Annotated in this window: 21 protein-coding genes and 6 pseudogenes; 13 read left to right on the plus strand and 14 right to left on the minus strand. The window is 68.7% G+C overall.

The window, feature by feature from the left end:
- Nucleotides 1-233: 233 nt before the first annotated feature.
- Nucleotides 234-392, plus strand: a complete 159-nt coding sequence (locus tag QF037_RS51275) for a LexA family transcriptional regulator (protein ID WP_373464000.1) — start codon at nucleotides 234-236, stop codon at nucleotides 390-392.
- On the opposite strand, the gene QF037_RS48110 is transcribed toward QF037_RS51275, so the two are convergent.
- Nucleotides 389-1,378: an ATP-dependent DNA ligase gene (locus QF037_RS48110; protein WP_307036590.1), complete on the minus strand. Its 990-nt coding sequence runs from the start codon at nucleotides 1,376-1,378 to the stop codon at nucleotides 389-391. The two genes, QF037_RS51275 and QF037_RS48110, sit on opposite strands and share 4 nt — an antisense overlap.
- Between QF037_RS48110 and QF037_RS48115 the strand changes: the two genes are divergently transcribed.
- Nucleotides 1,377-1,577, plus strand: coding sequence for a hypothetical protein (locus tag QF037_RS48115; protein ID WP_307036592.1), 201 nt, complete (start codon nucleotides 1,377-1,379; stop codon nucleotides 1,575-1,577). The genes QF037_RS48110 and QF037_RS48115 overlap by 2 nt on opposite strands.
- Nucleotides 1,578-1,918: 341 nt before the next feature.
- On the opposite strand, the pseudogene QF037_RS48120 reads toward QF037_RS48115, so the two are convergent.
- Nucleotides 1,919-2,314 (minus strand): annotated as a pseudogene (locus QF037_RS48120) (PHP domain-containing protein); the annotation flags it as partial.
- 300 nt (nucleotides 2,315-2,614) lie between these two features.
- Between QF037_RS48120 and QF037_RS48125 the strand changes: the two are divergent.
- Nucleotides 2,615-3,169, plus strand: a complete 555-nt coding sequence (locus QF037_RS48125) for a hypothetical protein (RefSeq protein ID WP_307036594.1) — start codon at nucleotides 2,615-2,617, stop codon at nucleotides 3,167-3,169.
- Between the two features lie 92 nt (nucleotides 3,170-3,261).
- Here the strand turns inward: QF037_RS48125 and QF037_RS48130 are convergent, their stop codons facing one another.
- Nucleotides 3,262-3,993: an HNH endonuclease family protein gene (locus QF037_RS48130; RefSeq protein ID WP_373463919.1), complete on the minus strand. Its 732-nt coding sequence runs from the start codon at nucleotides 3,991-3,993 to the stop codon at nucleotides 3,262-3,264.
- A gap of 235 nt (nucleotides 3,994-4,228) precedes the next feature.
- Here QF037_RS48130 and QF037_RS48135 point away from each other — a divergent pair.
- Nucleotides 4,229-4,809, plus strand: a pseudogene (locus QF037_RS48135) (DUF5063 domain-containing protein); the annotation flags it as partial.
- On the opposite strand, the gene QF037_RS48140 reads toward QF037_RS48135, so the two are convergent.
- Together QF037_RS48140 and QF037_RS48145 are read right to left on the minus strand one after the other, a co-directional pair.
- Nucleotides 4,784-5,170 carry a hypothetical protein gene (locus QF037_RS48140; RefSeq protein ID WP_307036596.1) on the minus strand — a complete coding sequence of 129 codons (387 nt, stop codon included), beginning with the start codon at nucleotides 5,168-5,170 and terminating at the stop codon, nucleotides 4,784-4,786. The pseudogene QF037_RS48135 and the gene QF037_RS48140 overlap by 26 nt on opposite strands.
- A gap of 508 nt (nucleotides 5,171-5,678) precedes the next feature.
- Nucleotides 5,679-6,014: pseudogene (locus QF037_RS48145) on the minus strand (transposase); the annotation flags it as partial.
- Between the two features lie 170 nt (nucleotides 6,015-6,184).
- On the opposite strand from QF037_RS48145, the gene QF037_RS48150 reads away from it, so the two are divergent.
- From QF037_RS48150 to QF037_RS48160, 3 genes and pseudogenes are all read left to right on the plus strand, one after another.
- A complete protein-coding gene (locus QF037_RS48150; RefSeq protein ID WP_307037774.1) occupies nucleotides 6,185-7,675 on the plus strand; it encodes an ISL3 family transposase in 1,491 nt (496 codons plus the stop codon).
- A gap of 375 nt (nucleotides 7,676-8,050) precedes the next feature.
- A complete protein-coding gene (locus QF037_RS48155; protein ID WP_307036598.1) occupies nucleotides 8,051-8,458 on the plus strand; it encodes a hypothetical protein in 408 nt (135 codons plus the stop codon).
- 115 nt (nucleotides 8,459-8,573) lie between these two features.
- Nucleotides 8,574-9,325, plus strand: a pseudogene (locus tag QF037_RS48160) (transposase family protein).
- A 415-nt stretch (nucleotides 9,326-9,740) separates the two neighbouring features.
- Here the strand turns inward: QF037_RS48160 and QF037_RS48165 are convergent.
- Nucleotides 9,741-10,886: an FHA domain-containing protein gene (locus QF037_RS48165; RefSeq protein WP_307036600.1), complete on the minus strand. Its 1,146-nt coding sequence runs from the start codon at nucleotides 10,884-10,886 to the stop codon at nucleotides 9,741-9,743.
- A 190-nt stretch (nucleotides 10,887-11,076) separates the two neighbouring features.
- On the opposite strand from QF037_RS48165, the gene QF037_RS48170 reads away from it, so the two are divergent.
- Nucleotides 11,077-12,963 carry a serine/threonine-protein kinase gene (locus tag QF037_RS48170; RefSeq protein WP_307036602.1) on the plus strand — a complete coding sequence of 629 codons (1,887 nt, stop codon included), beginning with the start codon at nucleotides 11,077-11,079 and terminating at the stop codon, nucleotides 12,961-12,963.
- A 34-nt stretch (nucleotides 12,964-12,997) separates the two neighbouring features.
- Nucleotides 12,998-13,810 carry a hypothetical protein gene (locus QF037_RS48175; protein ID WP_307036604.1) on the plus strand — a complete coding sequence of 271 codons (813 nt, stop codon included), beginning with the start codon at nucleotides 12,998-13,000 and terminating at the stop codon, nucleotides 13,808-13,810.
- 357 nt (nucleotides 13,811-14,167) lie between these two features.
- On the opposite strand, the pseudogene QF037_RS48180 reads toward QF037_RS48175, so the two are convergent.
- Nucleotides 14,168-14,803 (minus strand): annotated as a pseudogene (locus tag QF037_RS48180) (transposase); the annotation flags it as partial.
- 15 nt (nucleotides 14,804-14,818) lie between these two features.
- On the opposite strand from QF037_RS48180, the pseudogene QF037_RS48185 reads away from it, so the two are divergent.
- A pseudogene (locus QF037_RS48185) lies at nucleotides 14,819-15,136 on the plus strand (transposase); the annotation flags it as partial.
- A 154-nt stretch (nucleotides 15,137-15,290) separates the two neighbouring features.
- Nucleotides 15,291-15,752, plus strand: a complete 462-nt coding sequence (locus tag QF037_RS48190) for a transposase (protein ID WP_307037787.1) — start codon at nucleotides 15,291-15,293, stop codon at nucleotides 15,750-15,752.
- A gap of 77 nt (nucleotides 15,753-15,829) precedes the next feature.
- Here the strand turns inward: QF037_RS48190 and QF037_RS48195 are convergent, their stop codons facing one another.
- A complete protein-coding gene (locus QF037_RS48195; RefSeq protein ID WP_307036606.1) occupies nucleotides 15,830-18,820 on the minus strand; it encodes an NACHT domain-containing protein in 2,991 nt (996 codons plus the stop codon).
- Nucleotides 18,821-19,152: 332 nt separating this feature from the next.
- On the opposite strand from QF037_RS48195, the gene QF037_RS48200 reads away from it, so the two are divergent.
- Nucleotides 19,153-19,461, plus strand: a complete 309-nt coding sequence (locus QF037_RS48200) for a transposase (protein WP_307036608.1) — start codon at nucleotides 19,153-19,155, stop codon at nucleotides 19,459-19,461.
- Complete coding sequence (locus QF037_RS48205) at nucleotides 19,458-19,730, plus strand: IS3 family transposase (protein ID WP_307036610.1); 273 nt, start codon at nucleotides 19,458-19,460, stop codon at nucleotides 19,728-19,730. Before QF037_RS48200 ends, QF037_RS48205 begins: the two co-directional genes overlap by 4 nt.
- 73 nt (nucleotides 19,731-19,803) lie before the next feature.
- On the opposite strand, the gene QF037_RS48210 is transcribed toward QF037_RS48205, so the two are convergent.
- The 6 genes from QF037_RS48210 to QF037_RS48230 all read right to left on the minus strand — a co-directional run bounded on the left by QF037_RS48210 (nucleotide 19,804) and on the right by QF037_RS48230 (nucleotide 22,699).
- Nucleotides 19,804-20,229: a hypothetical protein gene (locus QF037_RS48210; protein ID WP_307036612.1), complete on the minus strand. Its 426-nt coding sequence runs from the start codon at nucleotides 20,227-20,229 to the stop codon at nucleotides 19,804-19,806.
- Between the two features lie 9 nt (nucleotides 20,230-20,238).
- Complete coding sequence (locus QF037_RS48215) at nucleotides 20,239-20,391, minus strand: hypothetical protein (RefSeq protein ID WP_307036614.1); 153 nt, start codon at nucleotides 20,389-20,391, stop codon at nucleotides 20,239-20,241.
- Nucleotides 20,392-20,489: 98 nt separating this feature from the next.
- A complete protein-coding gene (locus tag QF037_RS48220; protein ID WP_307036615.1) occupies nucleotides 20,490-20,873 on the minus strand; it encodes a hypothetical protein in 384 nt (127 codons plus the stop codon).
- Nucleotides 20,870-21,076: a hypothetical protein gene (locus tag QF037_RS48225; protein WP_307036617.1), complete on the minus strand. Its 207-nt coding sequence runs from the start codon at nucleotides 21,074-21,076 to the stop codon at nucleotides 20,870-20,872. The genes QF037_RS48220 and QF037_RS48225 overlap by 4 nt, the downstream gene beginning before the upstream one ends.
- An 85-nt stretch (nucleotides 21,077-21,161) precedes the next feature.
- Nucleotides 21,162-21,401 carry a lantibiotic dehydratase gene (locus QF037_RS51280; protein ID WP_373464001.1) on the minus strand — a complete coding sequence of 80 codons (240 nt, stop codon included), beginning with the start codon at nucleotides 21,399-21,401 and terminating at the stop codon, nucleotides 21,162-21,164.
- A gap of 65 nt (nucleotides 21,402-21,466) precedes the next feature.
- Nucleotides 21,467-22,699: an SWIM zinc finger family protein gene (locus QF037_RS48230; RefSeq protein WP_307036619.1), complete on the minus strand. Its 1,233-nt coding sequence runs from the start codon at nucleotides 22,697-22,699 to the stop codon at nucleotides 21,467-21,469.
- Nucleotides 22,700-22,854: the final 155 nt, after the last annotated feature.

The following is a 22,854-nucleotide window of genomic DNA, read 5'->3' on the forward strand; positions in this document are numbered from 1 at the left end:
CTCCCGCGACGTGCCCTCTGCGCCCAACGGCCCTGCGTCGCCGCCTGTACGCGCTGTCGGTGAGGCTGCTCTGGCACCCGTACTGGACGCGCACGACCACGGTGCCGGCGGCTCGCGCGGAACTGCGCCGCCAGGGCCGACAGTGGCGGGCGTTGGAAGGTGCCCGGTGAGCCGCCGGCCGGAGCACTTCACGGTGCGCGAGGAGCAGGGTCCTGTCCTAGATCCGCCGCGCGATCCTCGACCGCGGCGAAGCACTGTCGGTACGCGAGCTGGGCGCGGCTCTGGGGCTGCGCAGCCCGGCATCGGTGGTCTACCACCTGCAGAACCTGGAACGCAGCGGCGCCCTGGTCCGCGACGGACGCAACGGGAACACCTGCCGACTGACCCGCTAGACGCCGAACAGCGGCACCTCGCCGGGCCCCATGTCGGTGCGGATACGCGTGAGCCGGACTGGGTGACGCCAGCGTCCGGCGCTGTCCCGGGCCACATCCACGGCGACCTCGGCGACAACGTCGGGCACGACCAGGCGCACCGACGGCTGCTCCCGCGAGCCCCACCCCACACGGAAGCTGCGCCCCGTCCACGCGTGGTCGGCGTCCCCGGTGCGCAGCTGATCGGCGAGGGTGTGCCGGACGGCCGCACCCAGCGTGGTGGTGCGGCCGGCGTACCGCAAACGCCCACTCGCGTCGTAGCGGCCCAACAGCGCCGTGGTGGGCACCTCCAGGCTGCCGGTGACCGCCCCGACGAGGGCCTCCGTGGTCTGGCGCGCCTTGTACTTGGTCCAGCCACGCCCGCCCGGCACATACTGTCCCGTCAAGGGCCGGAACACCAGGCCCTCGATGCCGACGGCGGTGTAGTCGGCCAGCCACGCGGCTGCCTGCTTTGGGTCGGTGGTGGTCGGGCACAGCGACCAGGGCGCCGCCAGCCCCTCCTCGAGGAACAACACCTCCAGCGCGGCGTAGCGTTCGCTGAAGGGGCGCCCGGTCAGATCCTCACCGTGCACACGCAGCAGGTCGAACGCGACCAGATGCGCCGGGAACTCGACGGCCGCGCGGGCGGCGGCCGCGCCGCGGTGGTGCATGCGCTGCTGGAGACGCTCGAACGCGACCCGGCCCGCCTCCCACACGATGAGCTCGCAGTCGACCGCCGTATCGTCCGGCAGCCGCCGCACAGCCTCCTCGATCTCCGGGAACGCCACACTCAGGTCGCTCCCGTGACGGCTGCGGACGGCGACACGGCCGTCGGCCCACCGGCCGGCCAGCGCACGGTAGCCATCCCACTTCAACTGCGCCGCCCACCCCGTAGGCAGCGCCGGGTCGTTGACCGGCACGGCGCGCATCGGTTCGGGCAGCGACCAGGCGGGTGGCGGTGAGGACATGGCCGACTTCTTCCACCACCGGACCCGCGTCCGGCACGCCGTCCGCCAGACGGCCGAGGCCTGCTCGGGCAGGGCACGGTGTGCGTGGACGAGGGCGAAGGACGGCGACAAGCTGCTCCGTGGCGAATGGGTCATCGACCAGCAGGAATGGCAGTGGGTGTCTGAGGACATCGAGGACCTCGACCCGAAGCAGTTCTAACTGGGCTCGTTGTGCCGGGCAGTTCCTGTCCGGCACAACGGGTCTGTGATGAAGACGGTGGGACGAGCTGCTCGACGAGGCCGGACATTCCGGGATCGCTGTCAGCATGCTCCCCGCCACGGCCGAGGGAGTACGCACTGTCCGTCGTGAAGCCGAAGCGGAGCACGGACTGCTCGGGTCGAGACCGTGTGCTGTGGGCGGTCGCCTCGTTGGACCTGCGGAAGCCACCGCGATCGGATGGAGCTGTGATGGGACGGGTGAAGGCGAAGAAGCGAGGCCCCGAACCCGCGCCACGGCTGCGGGAGTTGCCTACCACCCCGTAGTCAGCGCACCGAACGGACAGCGCGCGCGGCGGACACCATCCGGCACAGCCGGGCCCAGCCCCCGGCCGTCTGCGCGAGCACGGTGATCCGCAGACGGGGCTCGTCGACGTGCGCGCCGCCGCGCACCGGCGTACGGCGCTTTCGGCCGCAGCCGCCAGCGTCCGCGGGGATGTCGGTGGTGACGGCGAGGTCGACGCCGAGAACGGGACGCACGCCGTGGGCGGCGCCGACCGTCACGAAGCGGACCGCCCCGGTGATGCAGTCGCGGTCGGTGAGTGCGAGCGCGCTGATCCCTCGCGCCGCGGCCCGGGCCACCAGGTCCCGAGGAGGGGAGGCGCCGTAGCGGGCCGAGTAGCCGGAGGCGGTGTGCAGATGAGTAAATCCATCGCCTCGTGCCTCCTGTCGCTCACGCACCCCCTGCCCGGCCTGCCCCTCGCTCCCTACCCACGCCACCCCAGGAATGGTGCAGAGGTTCGATAATCGTGCCGGAGTGCAGTCCTCCGCCTGTGACCGACTGTCTTCCGAGAGCAGATATGCGGCTGCCTGACCGTGCGCGGAGACGAACGGCCCGAGCTCGTGAACGCGGCTGTTGTGCGCGGACAGCCCGGTGACCTCGCGGGCCCGGGCGCCGGCGGGCCGAGCGCCAGCGCGGGCACGGTGTGGTGGACGAGGCGCTGTCATGCGGATCCGCAACGCCAGGCGCACGCTGAAGTCATGAACGACAAAGACACCCCAGGTCGGCCCTGGGGCCCGTCGGAGCAGCCTGCGCAGTGGGGACCACAGCCGCCGCCCGCCCCACGCAGACCGAGATCGGCGAAGGGCGTCCTCACCCACACGGCAGCCGCCGTCCTCGGCCTCATCATCGGCGCGATCATCGGCTCAAGCACCGCGGACGACTCCGGCAGCAAGGACACCGCGCCGTCGGCGACGGCCACGGCCACCACGACGGCGACTGAGACCGCATCGGCGCCCACCCCCACCCCCACCCCCACCCCGAGCCCGACCAAGGAGGAGGCCCCGGCCGGTGAGATCCCCGGTGACGGGACGTACGTCGTCGGCGAGGACATCAAACCCGGCACCTACCGCACCGACGGCCCCGACGACTCGGTCGTTTCAAACTGCTACTGGGCACGGCTGAGCGGAACGTCCGGCGAGTTCGACGAGATCATCGCCAACTCCAACACTGCGGGTCCCGCCACCGTGACGATCTCCGCCAGCGACGCGGCATTCCAGACCACCGGGTGCAAGACGTGGAAGAAGACCGGCTGACGGCGCTGGCACCACGCTGGTCATCGGGCGGACTGCGTCCACAGCCCACCGCTGACCTCTGGAGCGAACGAGGCCGCCGAACCGGTTCTTGGTCAGCCGGCTGGTGTGACGACGACGATGGTTTCCTCGCACGGGCCGCCCGCGAAGACCTTCAGGGATTCGAGTTCGGCCGGATCGGCGGTCAGACTCCAGCGCAGTTTCGTGCCCACCCACTCGGCGGCGTAGCGGCAGTGCTGGTGGGCGGCTGATGGCAGCCACTGGGCCGGGTCCTGGTCGGCTTTCTGACGGTTGCTGCGGGCGGTGACCGCGACCAGCGAGGCGGGGGCCCTCTGGTCGTTGGCGTAGGCCTCGCGGCGTGCCGGTGTCCAGGCGGAGGCGCCCGAGTTCCAGGCTTTGGCCAGCGGCACCATGTGGTCGATGTCCAGAGCGCTGGCAGAGGTGAGCGCCTGGCCGTCGTGGTACGACAGCCACCGGCCGCCGGTCAGAGCGCACCCCGGGCCGACAGCGGGTGCCTCGACGGCCTCACTGAGCAGGACTTCCTGACGGGTATCGCAGCCGTCGGCGGCATCCTCGCCGGTGTTCCAGTGCCGGAACTTGGCGCGGTCGTAGCCATCCCGGCTCTCGGCGGCGCTCGTGAGTTTTCCGAGAGCATCGGCTGCACCGCCTGAACCGGCGCGGCCGGGAGGGTGAGCGGAGAGAGAACGAGGGCGAGCGGGAGCGGCCCGCGCAGCAGAGTCTTGATCACCCTCCTTGGGATAGTGGGCAGACGGCCTGCCGCAGAGGGCATCGACGACTGCTTCACCCGGCCGGGCGTGGAGGTTCACCGCAGGAATGTTCGCCCAGGCATGGGCTCCGGGATACCCGACCTCAGCTGCTTCGCCTTCTGGCCTGGTGCGCTGTCGTGGTGCACTGTCGAATCAGCCGCCCCGGTGCGGGCCCAACACGTCAAGGAGTCCTACCAGTTGACCTCCCAGCCGATCGACTTACAGCCGGTATACGATCCCGCCCGGGGGTGGGCCCACTTCGTCCTCTACACCGAACCCGACCGCGGCTTCGCCAGTGACGGAGGTGGCCAAGGGCGACGAGCCGGACTCGGCGGTGCCCTTGGCCACCTCCTGGAGGTCTCCCAACTGCTCCTGGCCGGCGGCCGCCTGGGCGCCCACGAGGACATCGTCCCCGACGAGCGCTACGAGCCCGACCTGGGCCCGGAACCGGACGTCGACCATCTCCGCGAGAACTTCGCCCGCCTGCTGGAGCCGGTCGGCGTCTACTCCGAGGTCTTCGACCCCTACGAGCCCCGTAAGGCCCCCGTGCCGGCCCGGATCTCCGACGACCTCGCCGACGTCATCACCGACCTGCGCCACGGCATGGCCCACTACCGTGCCGGCCGCACCACCGAGGCCCTGTGGTGGTGGCAGTTCTCCTACTTCTCCAACTGGGGCTCCACGGCGTCGGCGACGCTGAGGGCCTTGCAGTCGGTGGTCGCCCATGTCTGCCTGAACCAGCCCCTGGAGGAACTGGACGGCCTCGACACCGACCAGGCCATGGGGGACGAGACCCTGGAGTTCGAGGCGGGCCGGGTGATGGCGGAGGAGATCGCGGGGCCGCTGGGAATTACCGGTACAGGACGATCGAGTTGATCGGGGTCAGGTTCAGGTACTCCCCGTAGCCGGGGCCCAGGACCTTGCTGCAGTCGCCGGTGCCGTTGTAGCCGGTGCACAGCTTCACGTACGCGTCCTCGAACGGGCCGTTCTGGTTGTTCAGGACCCAGTGCTGGTTGACCTGGTTCGACAGGTTGTAGGTGCCGTAGCGGAAGTACTTGTTGGTGATGTCGCCGGCGCCGATGTTCTCGAGGCGGCCCTCGGCGTAGATGCAGACGTTGCCGTCCGGGCAGCCGGCCCAGTCCCCCTGAGCGGCGGCGGTGGCGCCGGTCGCGCCCGTGAGCACGGTGGTGCCGGTCGCGGCGGCCACGGCCAGCAGGTTGCGGAGCTTGTTCCTCATGGTGGTTCCCTTCCTGGCTCTGTTTGACATGGCCCATGTCTACCGGGGGCGTTGCCGGGCGGGTACCTGACAGTTGTCAGGGTGGAAACGCCCGCCTGGGCCCTGCCGGGCGGTGGCCTCCCGCATGATGGTCGTATGGCGAGTCGGTCAAGGGCATGGATGTGGACGGGAATCGGCCTCTTCGTCGCCGGGGCCGTGGGACTGGTCGTCGGGGGCCTGCTGGACGTCGACGCGGCGGATCCCTGGGCGAATGTGGCCGGGGGCACGGCGGGGCTCCTCGGGCTGGCGCTGACGGTGTACGCCCTGCTCGGCCCGGCACCCGCGGCAGCGGTGACCGCGAGAGGCACCCGTTCCGTCGCGGCGGGCGGCGGCATCGGCTCCGTCGCGGCGGGCGGCGGCATCGGCTCCGCCGCCACGGGGGGCGGGGCTCGCGCGGCGGCACCCTCCACGATGCCCCCCTCGCCGGCGAGGCCGGCCCCGGGCCCCGTCACCGCCTCGGCGAGCGGTCGGTGTAGACGGGTTTGAGGGCCCCTGCGATCTTGTCCCAGTCCTGGCGGGCGGCGTAACGGAACGAGTTCCGCAGCAGGTGAACGACGCACGTCTGGACGATGGTGCGAGGCCAGACGGTCTCCACGGCTTCGGGGAGTCCTTCGAGCCCGTCGCAGACCAGCATGAGCACGTCGTCCAGGCCGCGGTTCTTCAGCTCGGTGAACACGTGCAGCCGGTACTTGGCTCCCTCGCCGCCGTCGCCGGCCCAGATGCCGAGGATGTCGCGGGTGCCGTCCACCGTCACCGCCATCACCACGTAGATGGGACGGTTCGCGACCTTCCCATCTCCGATCTTGGTTCTGTCGACGATCTTGTGATCCGGACGGGTGAGCACGTTGCTCCGCCTGTTTGCGATCATGCATCGGGTGCTCTCGTGATGTGCTCCTCGAGCTGTTTCCGTACCTGTCCGCGTTGCTGATCGAGGAGGTCGAGCGGAGGCCGGACCAGGTAGTGCTGAGAACGCGGGTGCGGGCGGCGACTGGGTCCTGTCGGTGCGGTCAGAGCTCGGCCCGGGTGCACGGTCGGTACGTACGTAGGCTGCGTGATGTCGCCGTGGGCGGGCTCGGTGTCGTGATCGAGTTATGCGTGCGCCGCTTCCGCTGCGAGAACCCTGCCTGCACGGCGGTGACGTTCGCCGAACAGATCTCAGGACTGACCACCCCGCACAGTCGGTATACCCCGCTGCTGCGCGAGGTGTTGACGCAGATCGGGCTGGCCCTGGCCGGCCGGGCAGGAGCCCGGCTGGCGTCCGCGGTCGGCCTCACCATAGGCAAGGACACGCTGTTGCGGCTGGTCAGGGCTCTGCCCGAGCCGGAGATCGGCAAGGTGGAGATCCTCGGCGTCGACGACTTCGCCTTCCGCAAGGGCCGCCACTACGGCACGGTATTGATCGACATGGCCAGCCACCGGCCGCTGCACCTCTACGACGGCCGCGAAGGCGAGGACCTGGCTGCCTGGCTCCGCGATCACCCGGAGGTGAGGGTCATTTGCCGGGACCGTTCCAGCGGTTACGCGGAGGGCGCTCGGGTCGGGGCGCCGCAGGCCGAACAGGTCGCGGATCGCTATCACCTGTGGGCCAACCTCGGCCAGGCGGTCGAGAAGACGGTCAACGCCCATCGCTCCCGCCTGGCCGAACCGTCTCCCGGCTCGGCCTCCGGCCCCGACCACGTGGAGGTGGAGCCCGAGGTGGTCCAGCCTGCGAAAGACCTGAAGATCGTGATCCGGCTGCGTGAGCAGCATGCCGCCGCCCATGAGCTGTGGCAGCAGGGGATGTCGAAGGCGGCGATCGGCCGGAAGCTCGGGCTGCACCAGGCCACCGTCCGCAAACTGGTCAACGCCCCTTCCGCCGATGATGTCGTGGCCAAGAGCCTCCAACGAGCGCATGTCGTCGACCCCTACGTCGGCTACGTACACCAGCGCTGGAATGAGGGCGTCAGGAACGCCGCCCAGCTCTACCGCGAGATCCAGCAACTCGGCTATCCCGGCGGCGAGTTGGCTGTTCAGCGGCATCTGCGGCGCTACCGGACCGGGCGCGGACACGCACCCGACCCGGGACCGAAGCCCCCATCGGTCCGCGAGGTCACCTCCTGGATGATGACCCACCCCGAGCATCTGCGGGACGAGGACGCCGACAAGCTGCACCGACTGCGTGAACGCGATCCCGAACTCGACCGGCTCACTGTTCACATCAGGAAGTTCGCCGCGATGATGACCGGCCGCCACGGTGACCGCCTCGAAGAATGGATCACCGACGTCGAACGGGACAGTCTGGCTCCGCTTGCGGGCTTCGCCCGCAACCTCCGCCGCGACTTCGACGCGGTCCGCAACGGGCTGTCTCTGCCGCACAGTTCCGGCGCCGTCGAGGGCAACATCAACCGGCTGAAGATGCTGAAACGCCAGATGTTCGGCAGGGCCAGCCTCGATCTCCTTCGCAAACGCGTCCTGCTCACACGGTGAGCCTCGACCGTCCGGATCACAAGATCGTCGACAGAACCTCTAACGGCCCTGTCTCACATTCGGTGGTGACAGAGCGTCATCCCTACTATGCCTGGTCCGAGCTCCGAGGAAAGCAGTCGCAGGCGGGTCGTCGAGCGGAGCGTGCATGGTGTCGACGGTCGCTTCACTCATGCTGGTCTGGGGGTGTTACTGCCAGCCACGGCAGCTACTTACCGTTACCACCGAATGTGGGACAGGGCCGTTAAATTGACACACCCCTGCCCGACCGGGCGAACGGGTGGCAGCAGGGCACGCTGCGGCAGATCTACTACTGGACCGTGACGGTAACGAATGATTTCTCAGATACGCGTGATGGCGCGATTCCGAAGGTGGACCATGGACGGGCAGCGCCTGGCAGTGGCCGACAGGGTCTTCCGGGTGCTGGCCGTGGTGGTGCTGGCGGCTGGGTATCTGGGCCTGTGCTCGTTGCTGTTCCCCGCGCGAGCGGGGGTGCCGGAGCTGTTGCGGGACGTGCGAGAAGGTGACGTGTCCGTGGTACAGGTCGTCAGCCCGGATGTCGGCGAGGTGCGGGTCTTCTGGTCGGCCGGATATTTGCAAGACTACGAGTTCACGTACCACTACAGGGTCAGTCCGCTCTTGCCGGAAGCCGAGCAGTTCACTGCGGACATCAGGGAGCAGCTTGGTGAGAAGGCCGATGGTGTGACCTTCGAGGAAGGTGACCGATTGGATGCCTTGGGCGTCCTGGATCTCAGGAGAAACGCGACGCCCTCGACCGGCCACTGAGGTCTTTCAGAGCGGCCGCCGATCGAGTTGACAAGCACTGTGGCCAGAACGCACAAGGCTCCCGTGCCGTTGAGGGAGGTGTTCGAAGTCTCAACCCATCGGCGCAGGGGCCTTGTTGGTCCCTCATCCTGCCGCACTCGACCTGCCCCATGCGCTCATCGAGTGGGTGACGATGCTCATCGTCACCCACGAGGGTGACCGTCGCTGCAAGCTCCCGCCGCGCACCAGCGTGCTCTGGTCGCTCTGGTGTACCTGCGCAAACACGAGCCCCTCGCGCAGATCGCCGCCGGGTTCGGCATCTCGGTCGGCACCGCGCACGCCTACACCACCGCGGTCATCGATCTCCTGGCCGCCCGTGCGCCCGGTCTGCTGCGCTCTCTGCGCGAGGCAGACCCCGAGTTCGTCCTGCTCGACGGCACCCTGGCCGAGTGCGACCGCCTCGGCGACGGCCGCGCCGACTACTCGGCCAAACACCGCCGCCACGGGGTCAACGTGCAGGTGGTCACCGACCCACGCGGCGAGGTGCTGGGGCTGTCACCGGCCCTGCCGGGGCGCTGCCATGACCTGACCGCGGCCCGTGCCCATCGGATCATCAGGATCTGCGAGCGCCAAGGGGTGCCGATCCTGGCCGACCGTGCCTACATCGGTGCCGGCGAGTGGGTAACCACACCGGCCAGACGACCTCCCGGAGGCGAGCTGACACTCACCCAACAGACCGTCAACCGGACGCTGTCGAAGGCGCGGGCCCCGGTCGAGGGCGGCGTTGCCCGCCTGAAGTCCTGGCGGATCTTCCGCAAAGCGCGGTGCAGCCCGAATCGAATGACGTCAATCGCAGCAGCGGTCCTCACTCTGGAGCGGCAACGCTGAAAGACCTCACTGCATCGACTCCACTCGATGCGCACCACTCCCGCGCCGCCGGCCGCACCGGTGCGCACAGCCCACCGAGTGGGTGCGCACCGGATGGACGGTGGTGCGCATCGTGGTGCGCACGGATGGACTCGGTGCGCACCGGGTGGGTGCGCACCCCCGCACCGGTGCGCACCCACCCGCACGGTGGCGCGGTCAGCGGTGCAGAGCCACCACGGTCTCCACCAGCGCACGGGCCCGCTCCACTTGCTCATCGCGCAGCGCCTGCAGAGTCCGGACGACGTGGAGTGCGGGTGGTCCTCGCCGAGGTGGTTGTGGAACGGGCCCAGCTGCTCATCACCGAGGAGGCGTGAACACCCCTGCCTCCGCGGCCGTTTCGCTCCTCGGCGGATCACCCATCAGTCGATCGCGGTGGTCAGGCCCGGCGGGTGGGCGCTGCCGCGATGGGCGTCATCGGGGTGTGGGCGGCTTGCGTGCGCCAGGCGTCGGCGAGTTCGGCGGGGAAGCGTCGGCCGCTGCGCGTGAGGACGACGCCGGGTGCGAGTTCGACCTCGTCGCCGGGGCGGAAGGGACGGTCGGTCTGCGGGGGCAGCGCCTCCCAGGGGCCGAACCCGCCGCGCTTGCCGGTGCGGCGCATCCGGGTGCCGTAGGTGCTGATGTCGCGGATCAGGACCGTTCCGTTCCGGGCGGAGACGGCCAGATGCCTGCGGCTGACCTGCTGGGCGACCTGTGGGGACAGCAGGCTGTGCAGGGCGATGCCCGCCGGACCCGGCAGTCGGCCGACGTATGCTTCGGAGCCCTCGTCGAGGGTGTAGCGGGCCACGCAGGTGCCGTCGATGACGGCTTTGAGCTGGGTGGTGCCCAGGCGCGGGCCATCGTTCTCCAAGGGCGTGCCGTGGAGCTCGCAGGTGGGGACGCCGCGCCGCATGCGGGGCAGCAGGATCCGGTCGCCGCGGCGGATGTCGTAGAGGGAGCAGCGGGGCTCCGGACAGCGCCAGCTCTGCATGATCACGTCGGTCAGCGGGGTCCTGGAGGGCCCGAGGAGACCCTGTTTCTTCAACGCGGACAGTTCCATTTTGCGGGAGATCTCGGCCGCCGAGCGCACGCCCATGTCCATTGCGACGAGGGTGACGGATCCGTCGGGGCGGGCTTCGGGTCTGAGGAACTGCCAGGTGTTGCCCTGGATCCATGGGTGTTCGGCGCGGTGGTCGACGTACTGGTCGCCGGTGATGACCGGGGTCGCGGTCATGCGTGCCAGGTCGAGGACGCGTTCGTCGGCGTCGTCGACCTCCTCGACCAGCCCGTCGGCCACCCAGCCCCGCAGCCGCCGGACCTCGGCCTGGTCGCCGAACTCCCGGTGCCCGCCCAGAAGGCTGCTGTCGGCGACCAAGTAGACGGAGACGTCGGGATCCCTGGTGAGCTCCATAAGGGCCCGCAGGACCAGCCCGAGGCGGCGCAGGGAGCGCGGCCCGCGTGGGCCGATGGAGGTGTCGCGGGCGATGTTGGAGAGCTCCACCAGATAGTCGGCTCGCTCCGCCGACGTGGCCAGGTGATGTTCCATGAACGCCTCGCTGTCCGACGGCAGGGGGTGTCACTGTACGGCCGCCCGTCGGCACCCCGCCATCAGGATGAATCCCGCCAACCTCCCTGATTCCCTTTGGCCTTGGCTGTTTTTACTTGATCTCCACAGATGTGTACCGCTGGCGGCGTCGCGCCACTATGATCACGCCAGTGACGGGAAGGTTGAATCCTTGAACAGTGCTGAAATCGCTGGTGGGTTGAGCCCGCTGGGCCCCGACGACCCGCGCGAGGTGGCCGGTTACCGCCTGCTCGCCCGGATCGGCGAGGGCGGCATGGGATCCGTCTACCTCTCTCGTACGCGCGGCAAACAGCCGGTCGCCCTGAAGGTGATCCGCCGGGAATACGCCCAGGACGAGGAGTTCCGCCGCCGCTTCGAGCAGGAGGCGACCTCCGCCCGCCGGGTGCAGGGCTACCACATCGTCCCCGTCGTCGACCACGACACCACTGGCCCTCAGCCCTGGCTGGCCACCACCTATGTCCCCGGCCTCGCCCTGGACCAGATCCTCACCGGGCACGGAACGCTCCCGCTGCCCGCGGTGCTGCAGCTGACCGGCTGCGCGGCGGAGGCGCTGCACGCGGTGCACAAGGCGGGCGTGATCCACCGCGACATGAAGCCGAGCAACATCCTCATCGGCTCCGAAGGCCCCTGGATCATCGACTTCGGCATCGCCCGGGCCGCCGACGCCACCCAGCTCACCCGCAGCGGCGGGCTCATCGGCACGCCCCAGTTCATGTCACCGGAACACGCCAACGGCGATGATCTCACCCCGGCGACCGATGTCTTCTCGCTCGGCCTGATCGCCGCTGTCGCCGCGACCGGCCGCCACCCCTATGGCGACTCCGGGGCCATCACCCTGGCCACCAAGATCGCCAACACCGAGTTCCGCCCGCCGGATCTGGCGGCGTATCCCGAGCTGCTGCGTACCGTCCTGGAACGGACGCTGGCCGCCGACCCGGCCGCCCGGCCCAGGCCCGCCGAACTGGCCGAACTCTGCCAGGAGTTGAGTGGACGGCCGCTGCGGGACTTCACCGGCTGGCTGCCCGCGCCCGTCGCGGCGGACATCGCCCACCGGGAGAGACTCGCCCGGCAGCAGACCGAGACGGAGCCCGGACCGGACGCCGAGGACGCGGCGGGGGCCGCGACCATGGCTCCCGGTTCCGTGGCGGGAGCCGCGACCGCGGCTCCCAGTTCCGTGGCGGCGGCCGTGGCTCCCGGTTTCGTGGCGGCGGCCGATACTGCACCGCCGGGTGTTGCGGCGTCCGGCGGGTACACACCCACAGCTGCTTCCCGGCCCGGCGAGCAGCCGCACCGTGCCCCGGCGCCCCCGGTGCCGCCCACCGGATCCGCCGCCCCGCCCCCGCAGCAAGCACCGCACCCCTCCGGCCCGCCAACGGTGCCGGCACCAGCCCGCAGCCGGACCGCGCTGAGCGTCGGCGCGGTCGCGCTGGCCGTGGTGGGGGTCGCGGCGGGCGCCTGGATCTTCACCCAGCACAACGACACCGACAAGGACGCCAAGGGCAGCGGCGGCGGGGCGGCCTCGTCGGCGTCCGACGAATCCCAGGCCACCGCCACCGCCACGCCGAGCACCGACGCGTCGCCCACAGCGAACGCGGCGTCGAACGACTACACGGAGATCTTCAAGAACAAGCCGCTCACCCTGCGCGCCCAGTTCACCGACACCCGCTTCTCGTACACCACCGTCGACCTGGACGCGCCGAAGATCGACACGAACGCCCTCAGCGAGGGGAAGGGAAACGAGCTGCAGTACGAGGAGTTCGGCGGCAGCTACACCCTGCGCTTTCTGACGACCATGGGAAAGAGCGCGGGCACCACCCCCGAGGAGTGTGCCGAGGGCGCGGCGGCCAACGCGCTGCCCTCCGAGCTCGACGGCGACGCCCAGGGCGAACTGCTGACCCCGGGCACGGTGCTGTGCACCGTCACCGACGAGGACAACCTCGCGATGCTCAACATCAAGGACGTCGTCGTCCAGAAGGACGACGCGGGCTACAAGGCACGCGACTACGTCACGGAACTGACCCTCTGGAAGGCGCCCTGACCCGGCCGCCGGGGAACGAAACGGAAGGGAATCCGTGTCCCGTCGTACGAACTCGTCCTGCCTGGGCATCGCCGTCAAGGTCTACCTGCAGCTGAACCTGTGGGTTCTGGTCGGCTACGCCCTGGCGCTTCCGGCCACTGTGCCCGACCTGATGGCCGCTCAGAAGCCTCCGCAGGAGGTGCACGGCCTCGACCAGTACGCCGTCCTGTACGGGATTCCTGTCGTGGCCGCCACAGCCGTGACGGCGTTCACGTGCCGGACCCGCCCCTGCCCACCGTGGGTCTTCCTTGCCCGGACGGCGGCCGTTGTCGCCCTGAGTCAGGCGGCCGCCGCCTGGGCCGGGGCCCGGTTCGACTCACCCGACTGGAGCTCGCGCTCCCTGGCCCAGAGCGGGGCGGCCGGCCTCGCCGCTCTCCTCTGCCACCGCGCGGCGCGCTGGTGGGAGGACGGCGGCCTCAACGGCAGCCGGCGCCGCCCGGCCGCGGGCGAGATCTGGCACGCTCTGGTCCCCTTCCGGACTTCGGACGGCGAACTGCCCCACTACTGCGTGGTCATGAGACCCCGCCTCCGCCACGTCGAGGTGCTACAGATCACCAGCCAGAACAAGGACGACCGCGCGGACCACATCCGCATCCCCAACGACGGCTGGGACTTCACCTCCGGCAAGGCCCACTGGGTCGAGATCGGTCTTCTCCCGCGCCGGGTGCCCTACGAGAAGTTCACCGGTGCCCGGCCCAAGGGACGCTGCCCGAAGCCGACGTGGAAGCAGCTCCGCGACCGTCGGCCCGCCCCCATGCCCTCCGGCTCGCCCAGTGTGTGGTCACGCATCACCCAGCGCCTTGGGTGAGTCACCGACGACCGCGGGCCTGGCAGTTCCTGGAGGAGATCCGGCTGGCGCTCTGACCGGGAAGGCTCACCGGGGTTGGCGGTGGGAGCGGCTGGGTGCGGCAAGTCCCGTGTCCACGAGGAGAGCAACGCGCGCAGTCACGTCCTTTCGGGTGCGATCACACCTGGGGTGCGCGAGCCGCGCGGCCTGGACGTCGTCTCCGGCCTCCACCGCCAGGATGTGGTCGAAGCCGAGCTGGATCAGGTGCGGGGGTAGCGAGGGAACGATGGGGGACACAGGCAGCTCCTGACGTACGGTCCGCCGTGCCGATCACGGCGACGTCCCAGCAGGGTCGGGGGGGTGCCTCTATGTCTTTCGTCAAGCGAGGCGTGGGGTTCTTGGTTCGTAGAAAGTGCCGTCGCGGAGCATCGCGAACAGCACGTTGATCCGTTGTCGGGCGAGGCGGAGAAGCGCCTGCGTGTGGGTCTTGCCGCGGGCCCGACACTTGTCGTAGTAGGTGCGGGAGGCGGGGTCATGCAGGGCGGCGAACGCGGACAGGAACATCGCGCGTTTGAGCTGCCGGTTGCCGCCCCGTGGCGCGTGTTCGCCGTGGATCGAGGTCCCGGACGACTTCGTGGTCGGGGCGAGGCCGGCGTAGGAGGCCAGGTGGGCTGCGGTGGGGAAGCTGGTGCCATCGCCGACAGTGACCAGCAAGGTGGCGGCGGTCCTGACGCCAACGCCGGGCAGCGACGTCAGGACCTTGGCAAGAGGGTGGTCCTCCAGCAGGGCTTCGATCTGGGATTCCAGGGCCCGGCGTTGTTCGTGAACGGCGCTGAGCGAGCGGGCCAGCGAGGGGATCACGATGTCGAGGGTGCCGGTGCCCGGGACGACGACGGTCTGCTCGTCGAGGGCGTCGAAGACCTCGTCGATCAGCCGTGCTGCCATGCGCGGGGCCTTGGGCCGGATGACCTCAACGAGCTTGCGGCGTCCGGCCTTTCGCAAGCTGGCCGGGGATAGCTCCTCGGACACGTCGGCGACGTCACACGCTTCCCCACCGAGCACCACTTCGCCAGCTACACCGGCACAGCACCCCTGGACGCCTCCAGCGGCAAGAACACCCGCCACCGCCTCAACACCGGGGGCAACCGCACGCTGAACTGCGTGCTGCACATCATCGCGGTCTGCCAGATACGCGACGGCGGCCGAGGTCAGGACTACTATCTGCGGAAAATCGCCGAAGGCAAGACGCCTGCGGAGGCCCGCAGGGCCCTCAAACGACGCCTGTCGAACGTCGTCTACCGCACCCTCAAACGCGACCACCACAGGACTCACCCTGCGGTCGCTTGACACACAGAGGCACTCATCAGCGTCTCCAACGGCGCCTCTCGGGCCCGGTGGCACCACCCCCCAGGTCATCGCTGCGACAGGGGGGCCCAGCCATACCGGGCCCGGAGGCCAGCGGCCCTCTTGCAGGGCCGCAGAAAACATAACGGGGGGCACTCTGACCGGGCCGAACCCGGTCGATCGCGGCAGGAAGGGAAGCAAACTGCGCGTACTGTCCGAGGCCCAGGGCACACCTCTCGCCGTCGCGGTCTCCGGTGCGAACACCCCCGACAGCCTGGCCCTCAAGCCACTGATCCGCGCTATACCCGCCGTCCGCTCCCGCCGCGGGCCGCGGCGGCGTCGGCCCGTCAAACTCCGCGCGGACAAGGCCTACTTCTCCGCCGAACACCTCACCTGGCTGCGAGAACGGGGCCTCGTCCCACGCACCGCACGTCCCGGGATCGAATCGAGCGAGCGGCTCGGCCGACACCGCTGGAAGATCGAGCGGTCGGTGGCCTGGCTGTTCGGCTACCGCCGACTCACCGTCCGGTACGAGCGAAAGGGCTCCCACTTCCTCGTCTTCCTCGGCCTCGCGGCCGCCCTCACCTGCTACAAGAAGCTCGCGAAACTCGCCACATGAGACATGCTCTAAACGATCACGTTCGGAAAGCGGATAACGTCTTACATTCTTCAGCTTGCTGGCGGCAGAGGGCCTCGTCAGTCGATTGTGGGTGCCCGGTGGGCCAGCCCGCTATCACTCAGGTCGACCGTGAGCGTCCGGCGAAAGGGATTGGCAAGATTCCTTTCCCGCCGTCCGATGTCCCAGTAGCCCAGCGTGACAGCTGTCAGGACGACAAGCACACCGATCCATGTCGTCCACGCTCCCAGCGACAGAGTGAGCAGATCCAGGGTGAGGAAGAGGAAACACGGTGCCCAAAAGAGCAAGGACAAAGCCAAGAGGATCTCTATCGAATCCGACGTACGGTTCACCCATATATTGAGGGCAGAAAGAACGATCACCACCACGGAAGATACCAAAAAGACCCAGCTCGCCGGGGTAGAGAGATCTGACCACGGCTTTTGCGCGGAGGGCATCCAGGTCGGGCGAGATGTGAGCACGGTGGTCGCCGCACGCATGCAGGCCGTCATGAAAAGCGCGGAGACTGCGCTCCAGACGGTCCACTGCATGACGGTCTTCAACAGCACGGGCGACCGGGGCGGTGCCACGCATGCGGCCTGCCATGTGGTCTGCGTCAGGGCCGGGCTTGTCTTCTGCTCGACCAGGCGCGCAAGGAGGAACGTCTCGACCTCCTGCGGAAGCAGTCCGGACAAATGGCGGTAAAAGGGAGGCAGTTGCCGATGCCTGTGGAATATGTCGGCGAACTCGTTGCGGCGCTGCTGACCGGTCAGAGAGCTGACCCAGCTGTAGATCTGCTGGCTGTCCGGGCTGTTTCTTCCCTGCCCCAGATGTGCCGGAACGGTGCTCTGGTTGTAGCGGTACTTCTCGATTCCCAGGGCGGCTATGGGGGTCCCGATCCTGCGATCGATCTCCCGTACTTCGATCGGCTCGTCGGGCATGGGCGGGTCTGAAACATGACCGTCCAGATGCCCGTTGTCCATCAGGAAACCTATACGTCCTGCGATGCGGCGCAGCGCCGGAGAAGAGTCCTGGTCCTTCCACAGCCATTGATAGGCGGCATCCGTTTGCGGAGCCTCGCATTCCCGAAGGGCTTCTTCCACGTCTGGCACACGGATGAGCGAGGCCAGCCACCAGGCCGCCCGGCGTGCCGTAGACGTGTGCGCCCACAGGAGCGAGGCGAGTTCCGTTGCCGCCGCCGGCGTGCCGGTGGTTCCCAGGGCGTCGATGGCCCAGATCTCCTGTCGGCCGGATGCCGCCGCGGCGAGTTGCGGAATGGCGATCTCTCCCATGGAGCGGAGAGCCGCCCGGGCCCCTGCACGGTGCCCATCATCCGCCTCGAGTTCACCGAGACATGCTGCCGCTTCCTGCCGCTCGGACGCCGCCAGCGCACGCAGCGCGGCCGCCTGTCGCCCGGAGACCGGCTCCCAGGCGATGCGGCGGAGCAACTCAAACGTCTCGTTGCCGCGGGGCGTGTTGTTGGACGCAAGAGCGCCGAGCGCGTTGACGACTGCGGTGCCTTCGTCCTCAGAGATCTCCAGGCGTTCCAGGAAAGAGGCGATGATCTCCTCTGCGAGACTTGCGCTGACCGAGGTCGCGTCCGAGAGGCTCTCCAGGGCGAGGACCTTGCTGTCCTCCCAGCTGTCCGTGAAGAGCTCGGAGACGACCGGAGTGCACTCGACGCTGGCGACGGCACACCACAGCTTCACGACCTCCCGCCAGGCGCTCGGGTCGCTTCGGTAGTTCTCCAGAAGCCTGCCGGGAGCGTCATGCAGTGCTTGAGCAGCGAGGAACTCCTGGAGAGTGAGGTGCGCGAATCCGTACTGGCTTTTGAGCGCGTCCAGCGGCCGCAGCAATTGACTGCGCTCCACGATCTCGTCCCGCAGCGGCAATACATGATCGGCGTCCAGGTCGAAGTCGGGCAGCAGATCGCGGACGACGGATTCCAAGTACGTGCCTGAGATGGCAAGACGGTCATCACGCCCCGTGGGCGCCTCGTGCATTGTGAGCGCAATGCGCTGCAGCACCAGCAGCTTGCGGTTTCCGTGGTATTGAGCTATCGCCCGGGTGCGCCCCAACTGCCTGTCACGGTCCAGGAGATGCGCAATTGCTGCCTTGTAGAAGCCCGCGCGGCTCTTTGGAAGAGAGCCGAACTCTTCTGCCCGGTCTCCCGACTGAAGGTAGGCGATGATCGTGAGCAGGAGTGGCCTCCTACCGATCCGCATCAGCTCGCGGTTGCTCCGCAGAGACGCGATGACGCGGTTGACGTTCAGCGTGGCTTCCGCTTCGTTCCAGTTGTTGAGGAAACGCCGCATCGACGCATCATCAAATTCTGCCAGGCGCACAACATGGGCGAACTCCGGACTGAGCTGACCGTCATACACAGCAGTCCGGCAGGTGACGATCATCGGACAGTCCGCATGTGTCCGGGCGAACTCGCGGAGCTCTCCCTCCACGCGCTCGCGGTCTTCGCGACCGACCTCGTCGAGGCCGTCAAAGAAGATGCGCAGACGCCCAGTGTCCAGCATCTTGTCCACGAGTGACGCAGCGCCGAGGACTTTCGCCTGACTGAATTCGGCGACAATGAAATCCCGGAGACTCTTCGGGGAAGCATTGCAATTGTGCAGGTTGATGATGACGGGAACCTGAGCGTCATCCTCTTTTCCTGCCCAGCGAAGAATCTCAGTCTTCGCAAGCAGCGACTTCCCGGCGCCAGGTTCCCCCAGCACCACGATCCGCGAACTGCTGCTAAGCGTCTCACTCACGTCGGCCCGCTCTGTGCCGACAGCAGACTGAAGGGGAACGTAGATGCGCCGGATGTCTATGTTGACTGTGTCGAATCCCAACGGGTGCCGACCATGCCACTCCTCGGCACGCTGTCGGTAGCGCCGGAGTTGTCTGCCGCCGACCCGCCGCATGGAGTTTCTCTTGCGGAAAACTAAGTCGACGGTGCGAGAGGCAAACCCCTTCATTAACTCGCCGAAGTACGAGGCGAGAAGAAAGAACGCGACAAAAACGACTGCCGCAACACCCGCCCCGTAGGGCAAGACCTGGTTTAACTGATCACCCACGAGGTCATCGTAGAGAAGGCACAAGCACGCCGGAGCCTCTTTCCGAAGATTCGCCTCTCCCGGACAGGTTCTGTGATGTAGCTGCTGCCTGATCTTGGCTGTGGCCTGCTGTTGCTCAGCTGGACTGGGCGGTGCGTTGGTCGGTGGAGGCAGGCTGAGGAATTGCCGGCCAGTGGGGTGTGGATTGAGCTGGCTGTTTGTGCTGCGCAGTGAGCCGCCGCGGTCCTGGGGTCGTCGCCTCCAGCCTGTGAGCAGCGCGAGGGTGAGGTTCCCCCGAGATGCGGAGGAAGTTGACAGCGGGTCAGATGGGACTCATGAGAGGACCTGTGACCATGGCTGCACCCCGGAAATACTCGCTCGAGTTGCGTGAGCGTGCGGTACGGATGTACCGCACCACCGAGCCGAAGCCGCAGATCAAGAAGCTGGCCGTCGACCTCGGCGTGCACCCCGAGGCCCTGCGCGGCTGGATCCGCCAGGCCGAGGCGGACGCCGGCGAACGCGACGACCGTCTCACCGCCGACGAACGCGCCGAGCTCGCGGCCCTGCGCAAGGAGAACGTCCAGCTCAAGCGGGCAAGCGACGTCCTGCGGACGGCCTCGGCTTTTTTCGCGGCGCAACTCGACCCGACCCGGCCCAGGTGACGGCGCTCGTTGACGAGCATCCCCGCCTGGGAGTCGAGTGCGTCCTGCGGGAACTGCACATCGCCTCCTCCACCTACTACCGCTGGCGCCGCGCGGAGAAGGAGCCGTGCGAACGGCGGCGCCGCGACGTCGAACTGACCGAGCGGATCAAGGAGATCCACGCGGAGTACGGCGGCAATTACGGCTCGCCGCGCGTGCACGCCGTCCTCGCACGACGGGGGAACCTCACACGGGATCGATTCGTGGATGTACGTGGGCGTTTTTCATGACCCGCCCAAGGTCCTGACGAGCAGCGAAAACGGACCGATCATCAGGGTTCTCCGGATGCCCGGGCTGTGGGTTTCAGCCGCGCTTCCTGAGGCTGTGCATGAGGTCTTTCATGTCCTTGATCAGGAGTGGTTCGAGTTCCGTGGGAGTGGGGGCCGGGGGCAGGTCTCCGAAACTCCGGGTGGATATCCCCAGCGTGAACTCGGCTTGGCCGTCGGGCACGTTCAGCTGCATCCAGTGTGAGCCGCCACCGAAGTCATTCGTCACCAGATAGGCGTGGTCCGCGAGGCCGGGAACACGGTGCACCTCGGTCGCTCCGCCACCGCCGCCTGCCGCGAACCGCTTGGTGGTGCCTGCCCGCCGGGCCTCGAACTCGGCCGTCAGGTCGGTCTCCTTGTGCAGGACGACCGAGAGCTCGAGCTGAGCGCTGTGGGCGCCCTTCCCGAAAGCCCGCAGCTCGCCGAAGCAGTCCGCCGTGTCCATGTCGGGGTGCCTCGTCACCGACGACAGTCAGTCCGGGGACGCGACGAACCGGCTGCTCAGCCCCGGCCAGTGGGTCTTGTCGCACAGCTTGTCGGTAACGCGATATCCGACCACCGTGTCCGGTGTGCCGGCGGCGCCGACCGCATAGAGCCCTGAGCCCCACACGACCGACGCTGCCACGGCGCCCGCCAGCCCGCCCCGGGGTGAAGACCGTGGTGAGCGGCAGGGCGACCCCAGCTGCTCCACGACCCGAGGCATGACGGGAGGGCCAGCCGGCATCACTCGCTACGCCAGGACTCCAGCCGCTGCGCGATCATGCGCAGGTCGGCTTCCTGAGCGCGGACCGCCTGGGCGAGCTCGTACAGCTCGTCGTCCTTGGCCTGCAGCGGCTGGCCGGAGACGTGCATGTACTGGCTGGCGCAGGCCCAGCCGATGACCAGGTTGTAGTCGGCGAAGGGCCGTAGCAGCAGTGCGGTGTGCAGAAACGTCGCGGCCCGGGAGGCAGCCTCTTCGTAGTACAGGACACCTCGCTCCCGTTCGAACGTGTGCCGGTCGGCCATGAACCCCAGAGCGCCCCAGTCCGCGATGGGCACGTTCAGCGGGGAGATCGCCGACTGGATCTGCAGCACCCAGCCGACATCGACACGGATGATCGGGCTCACCGCTGTCCTTCAGGGAAACGAGCCGCGACGCCGGGCAGGATCCGGGCGGCCTCGGCAACCGCCCCTTCGACGAAGGCGAGTCGGTCGGCCTCCTCCACCGTCACGTCGTGCACGTGCTGCTTCAGGCTCCGGCCCGTCAAAGCCGCCCGTGCGCGCAGCCGAGCCATCTCTTCGTCGCTGAATTCCACATTGAGTGCAGGCATGCCCCCAAGGTACCTCCTTAGGTACCGCTAGAGGTACCCGATCGCCAGGATGGACCCGACGAACGGGGGAGACGCGAAACTCGAATCATCCAAACTCTTTCGTAAGGGAACTTCGACGGATCGGTCCGGCTCGCATCCGGGTGCCTCGCACCGTGCACGTCGGGTCGGCGATGACCAGCATGCGCCGCAGTACGTTCGGGTCGCTCCCCAGGCTGGTGATGATGTCGTGGAGCCGCACGGCGTCGACGCTGGCGAAGGCCCGGTGCTCGGTGCCGAAGCGGACGCGTGTGGCCGGGCCGAGGCGCAGGAGGGCGGGGGAGTAAATCTTCCCTGTTCAGGATGCGACGGGGGAAAAAGAGCCTTGACTGAGGTGAACTTGTTCCCCTTGGCTCACTGGCGCTGCTGCCAGACCACGGTGAGCGCGGCAACGGGGTCGGCGTCGGCCAGTGCCGCGGGCCACCATTCGCCGTCGCCGTCCTGGAGGTAGGGGTACCAGCTGGCGTCGGGGCCCAGACGCAATTGGATGCCGTGGTCGGTGAGGGTGAGGCGGTTGCGCCAGGCTCTGAGGGGGACGGGGACGGTGGCCATTTCGGCGAGGGCCGCGGTCAGCGCGGTGCGGGCGGCGGTCATCGCTGTCGGGTCGGGGGTGTGGGGCTGTTCGGCGATGGTGACGCCGGTGGGGCCGCCGTGGCGCCAGGCGCGGGTGAGGCGTGCGAAGGCGGTGGGTTTGGCGCCGGTGTTCTGGATCAGGCGGTGGAACCACTCGGGTCCGGGGGCGCTCGCGGCAATGCGAACCGCGTCCTGGTGCTGGGTCAGGTGCAGGCCGGTGGTGTCGCCTGCGAGGAGCCGCGCGGCGCGTGCGGCGGCGTCGGTCATGAGGCGCTCCAGGTCCGAGGTGGCCAGGCTGCTGCCGGGCGGCGGGGTGACGGGGAGCGCGGCGGTGTGCGCGGCTGGTCCAGGGGGTTCGGGCAGCTCATGCATGTGCTCCGCCCAGCGGGCGTATGCCGCGGCGGCAGGGACGCCGGTCGGTGCTGGCGGGGTGACAGTCTCCTGGCTCGCCGTACGGCGAGCGCGCAGCTGGGCGAGGACCTCCTCGCGGCTGCGACCGCGCAGCGCGAAGAGGACGAACGGGTCGGCGTCGATGGTGGCGGCGATGGCGTAGCAGAGCGCGGCCGCGTGCTTGCAGGGGTACCCCCAGTCGGGGCAGGAGCAGTCCGGGTCGAGTTCGGTGGGCTGCGGCAGCAGGGGGACGCCTGCGTGGCAGGCGTCGTCGACGAGTTCGGCGGGCATCTCGCCGTCGAGGAGCGCGGCGAGGTGCCCGGCTCGGGCCGCGACGGTGTCGAGCAGGGTGTCCCATTGGGCGTCGGTGAGGACGGGCAGGTGGACCGAGGAACGGTACGGGCGCGGTTGGCTGCCCTGGACGGCGGCTCTGACCTGGCCGGGGGTCACGGTGGCCGGGCCGACCATGCCCTTGCGGGCGTAGGTGCGTCCGCGTGACAGACGCCCGGCGTCCAGGGTGGAGCCTTCCAGGGCCGTCACCCATGCCTGCCCCCACCAGGTCGCGGCGAAGGCGCGTCTGCCGGGGGCGGCCACGCGACGCGGGCCGGTGAGCGAGGGGGTCATCGGGTCTGTCCTTCGTGGATACCCCGGCCTTCAGGCCGGGGAGGGAACGAAGCTCCTGCGGAGCAGGGCAGGGAAAGCTGGTTTGCCGCCAGGGCGGACCGGGGTCCGCCGCTCACCGGACGACACCCGCTGGCCAGACGGAAGTTGATAGCGTG

This window comes from Streptomyces canus (genome assembly GCF_030815415.1).
GTDB lineage: Bacteria > Actinomycetota > Actinomycetes > Streptomycetales > Streptomycetaceae > Streptomyces > Streptomyces canus_F.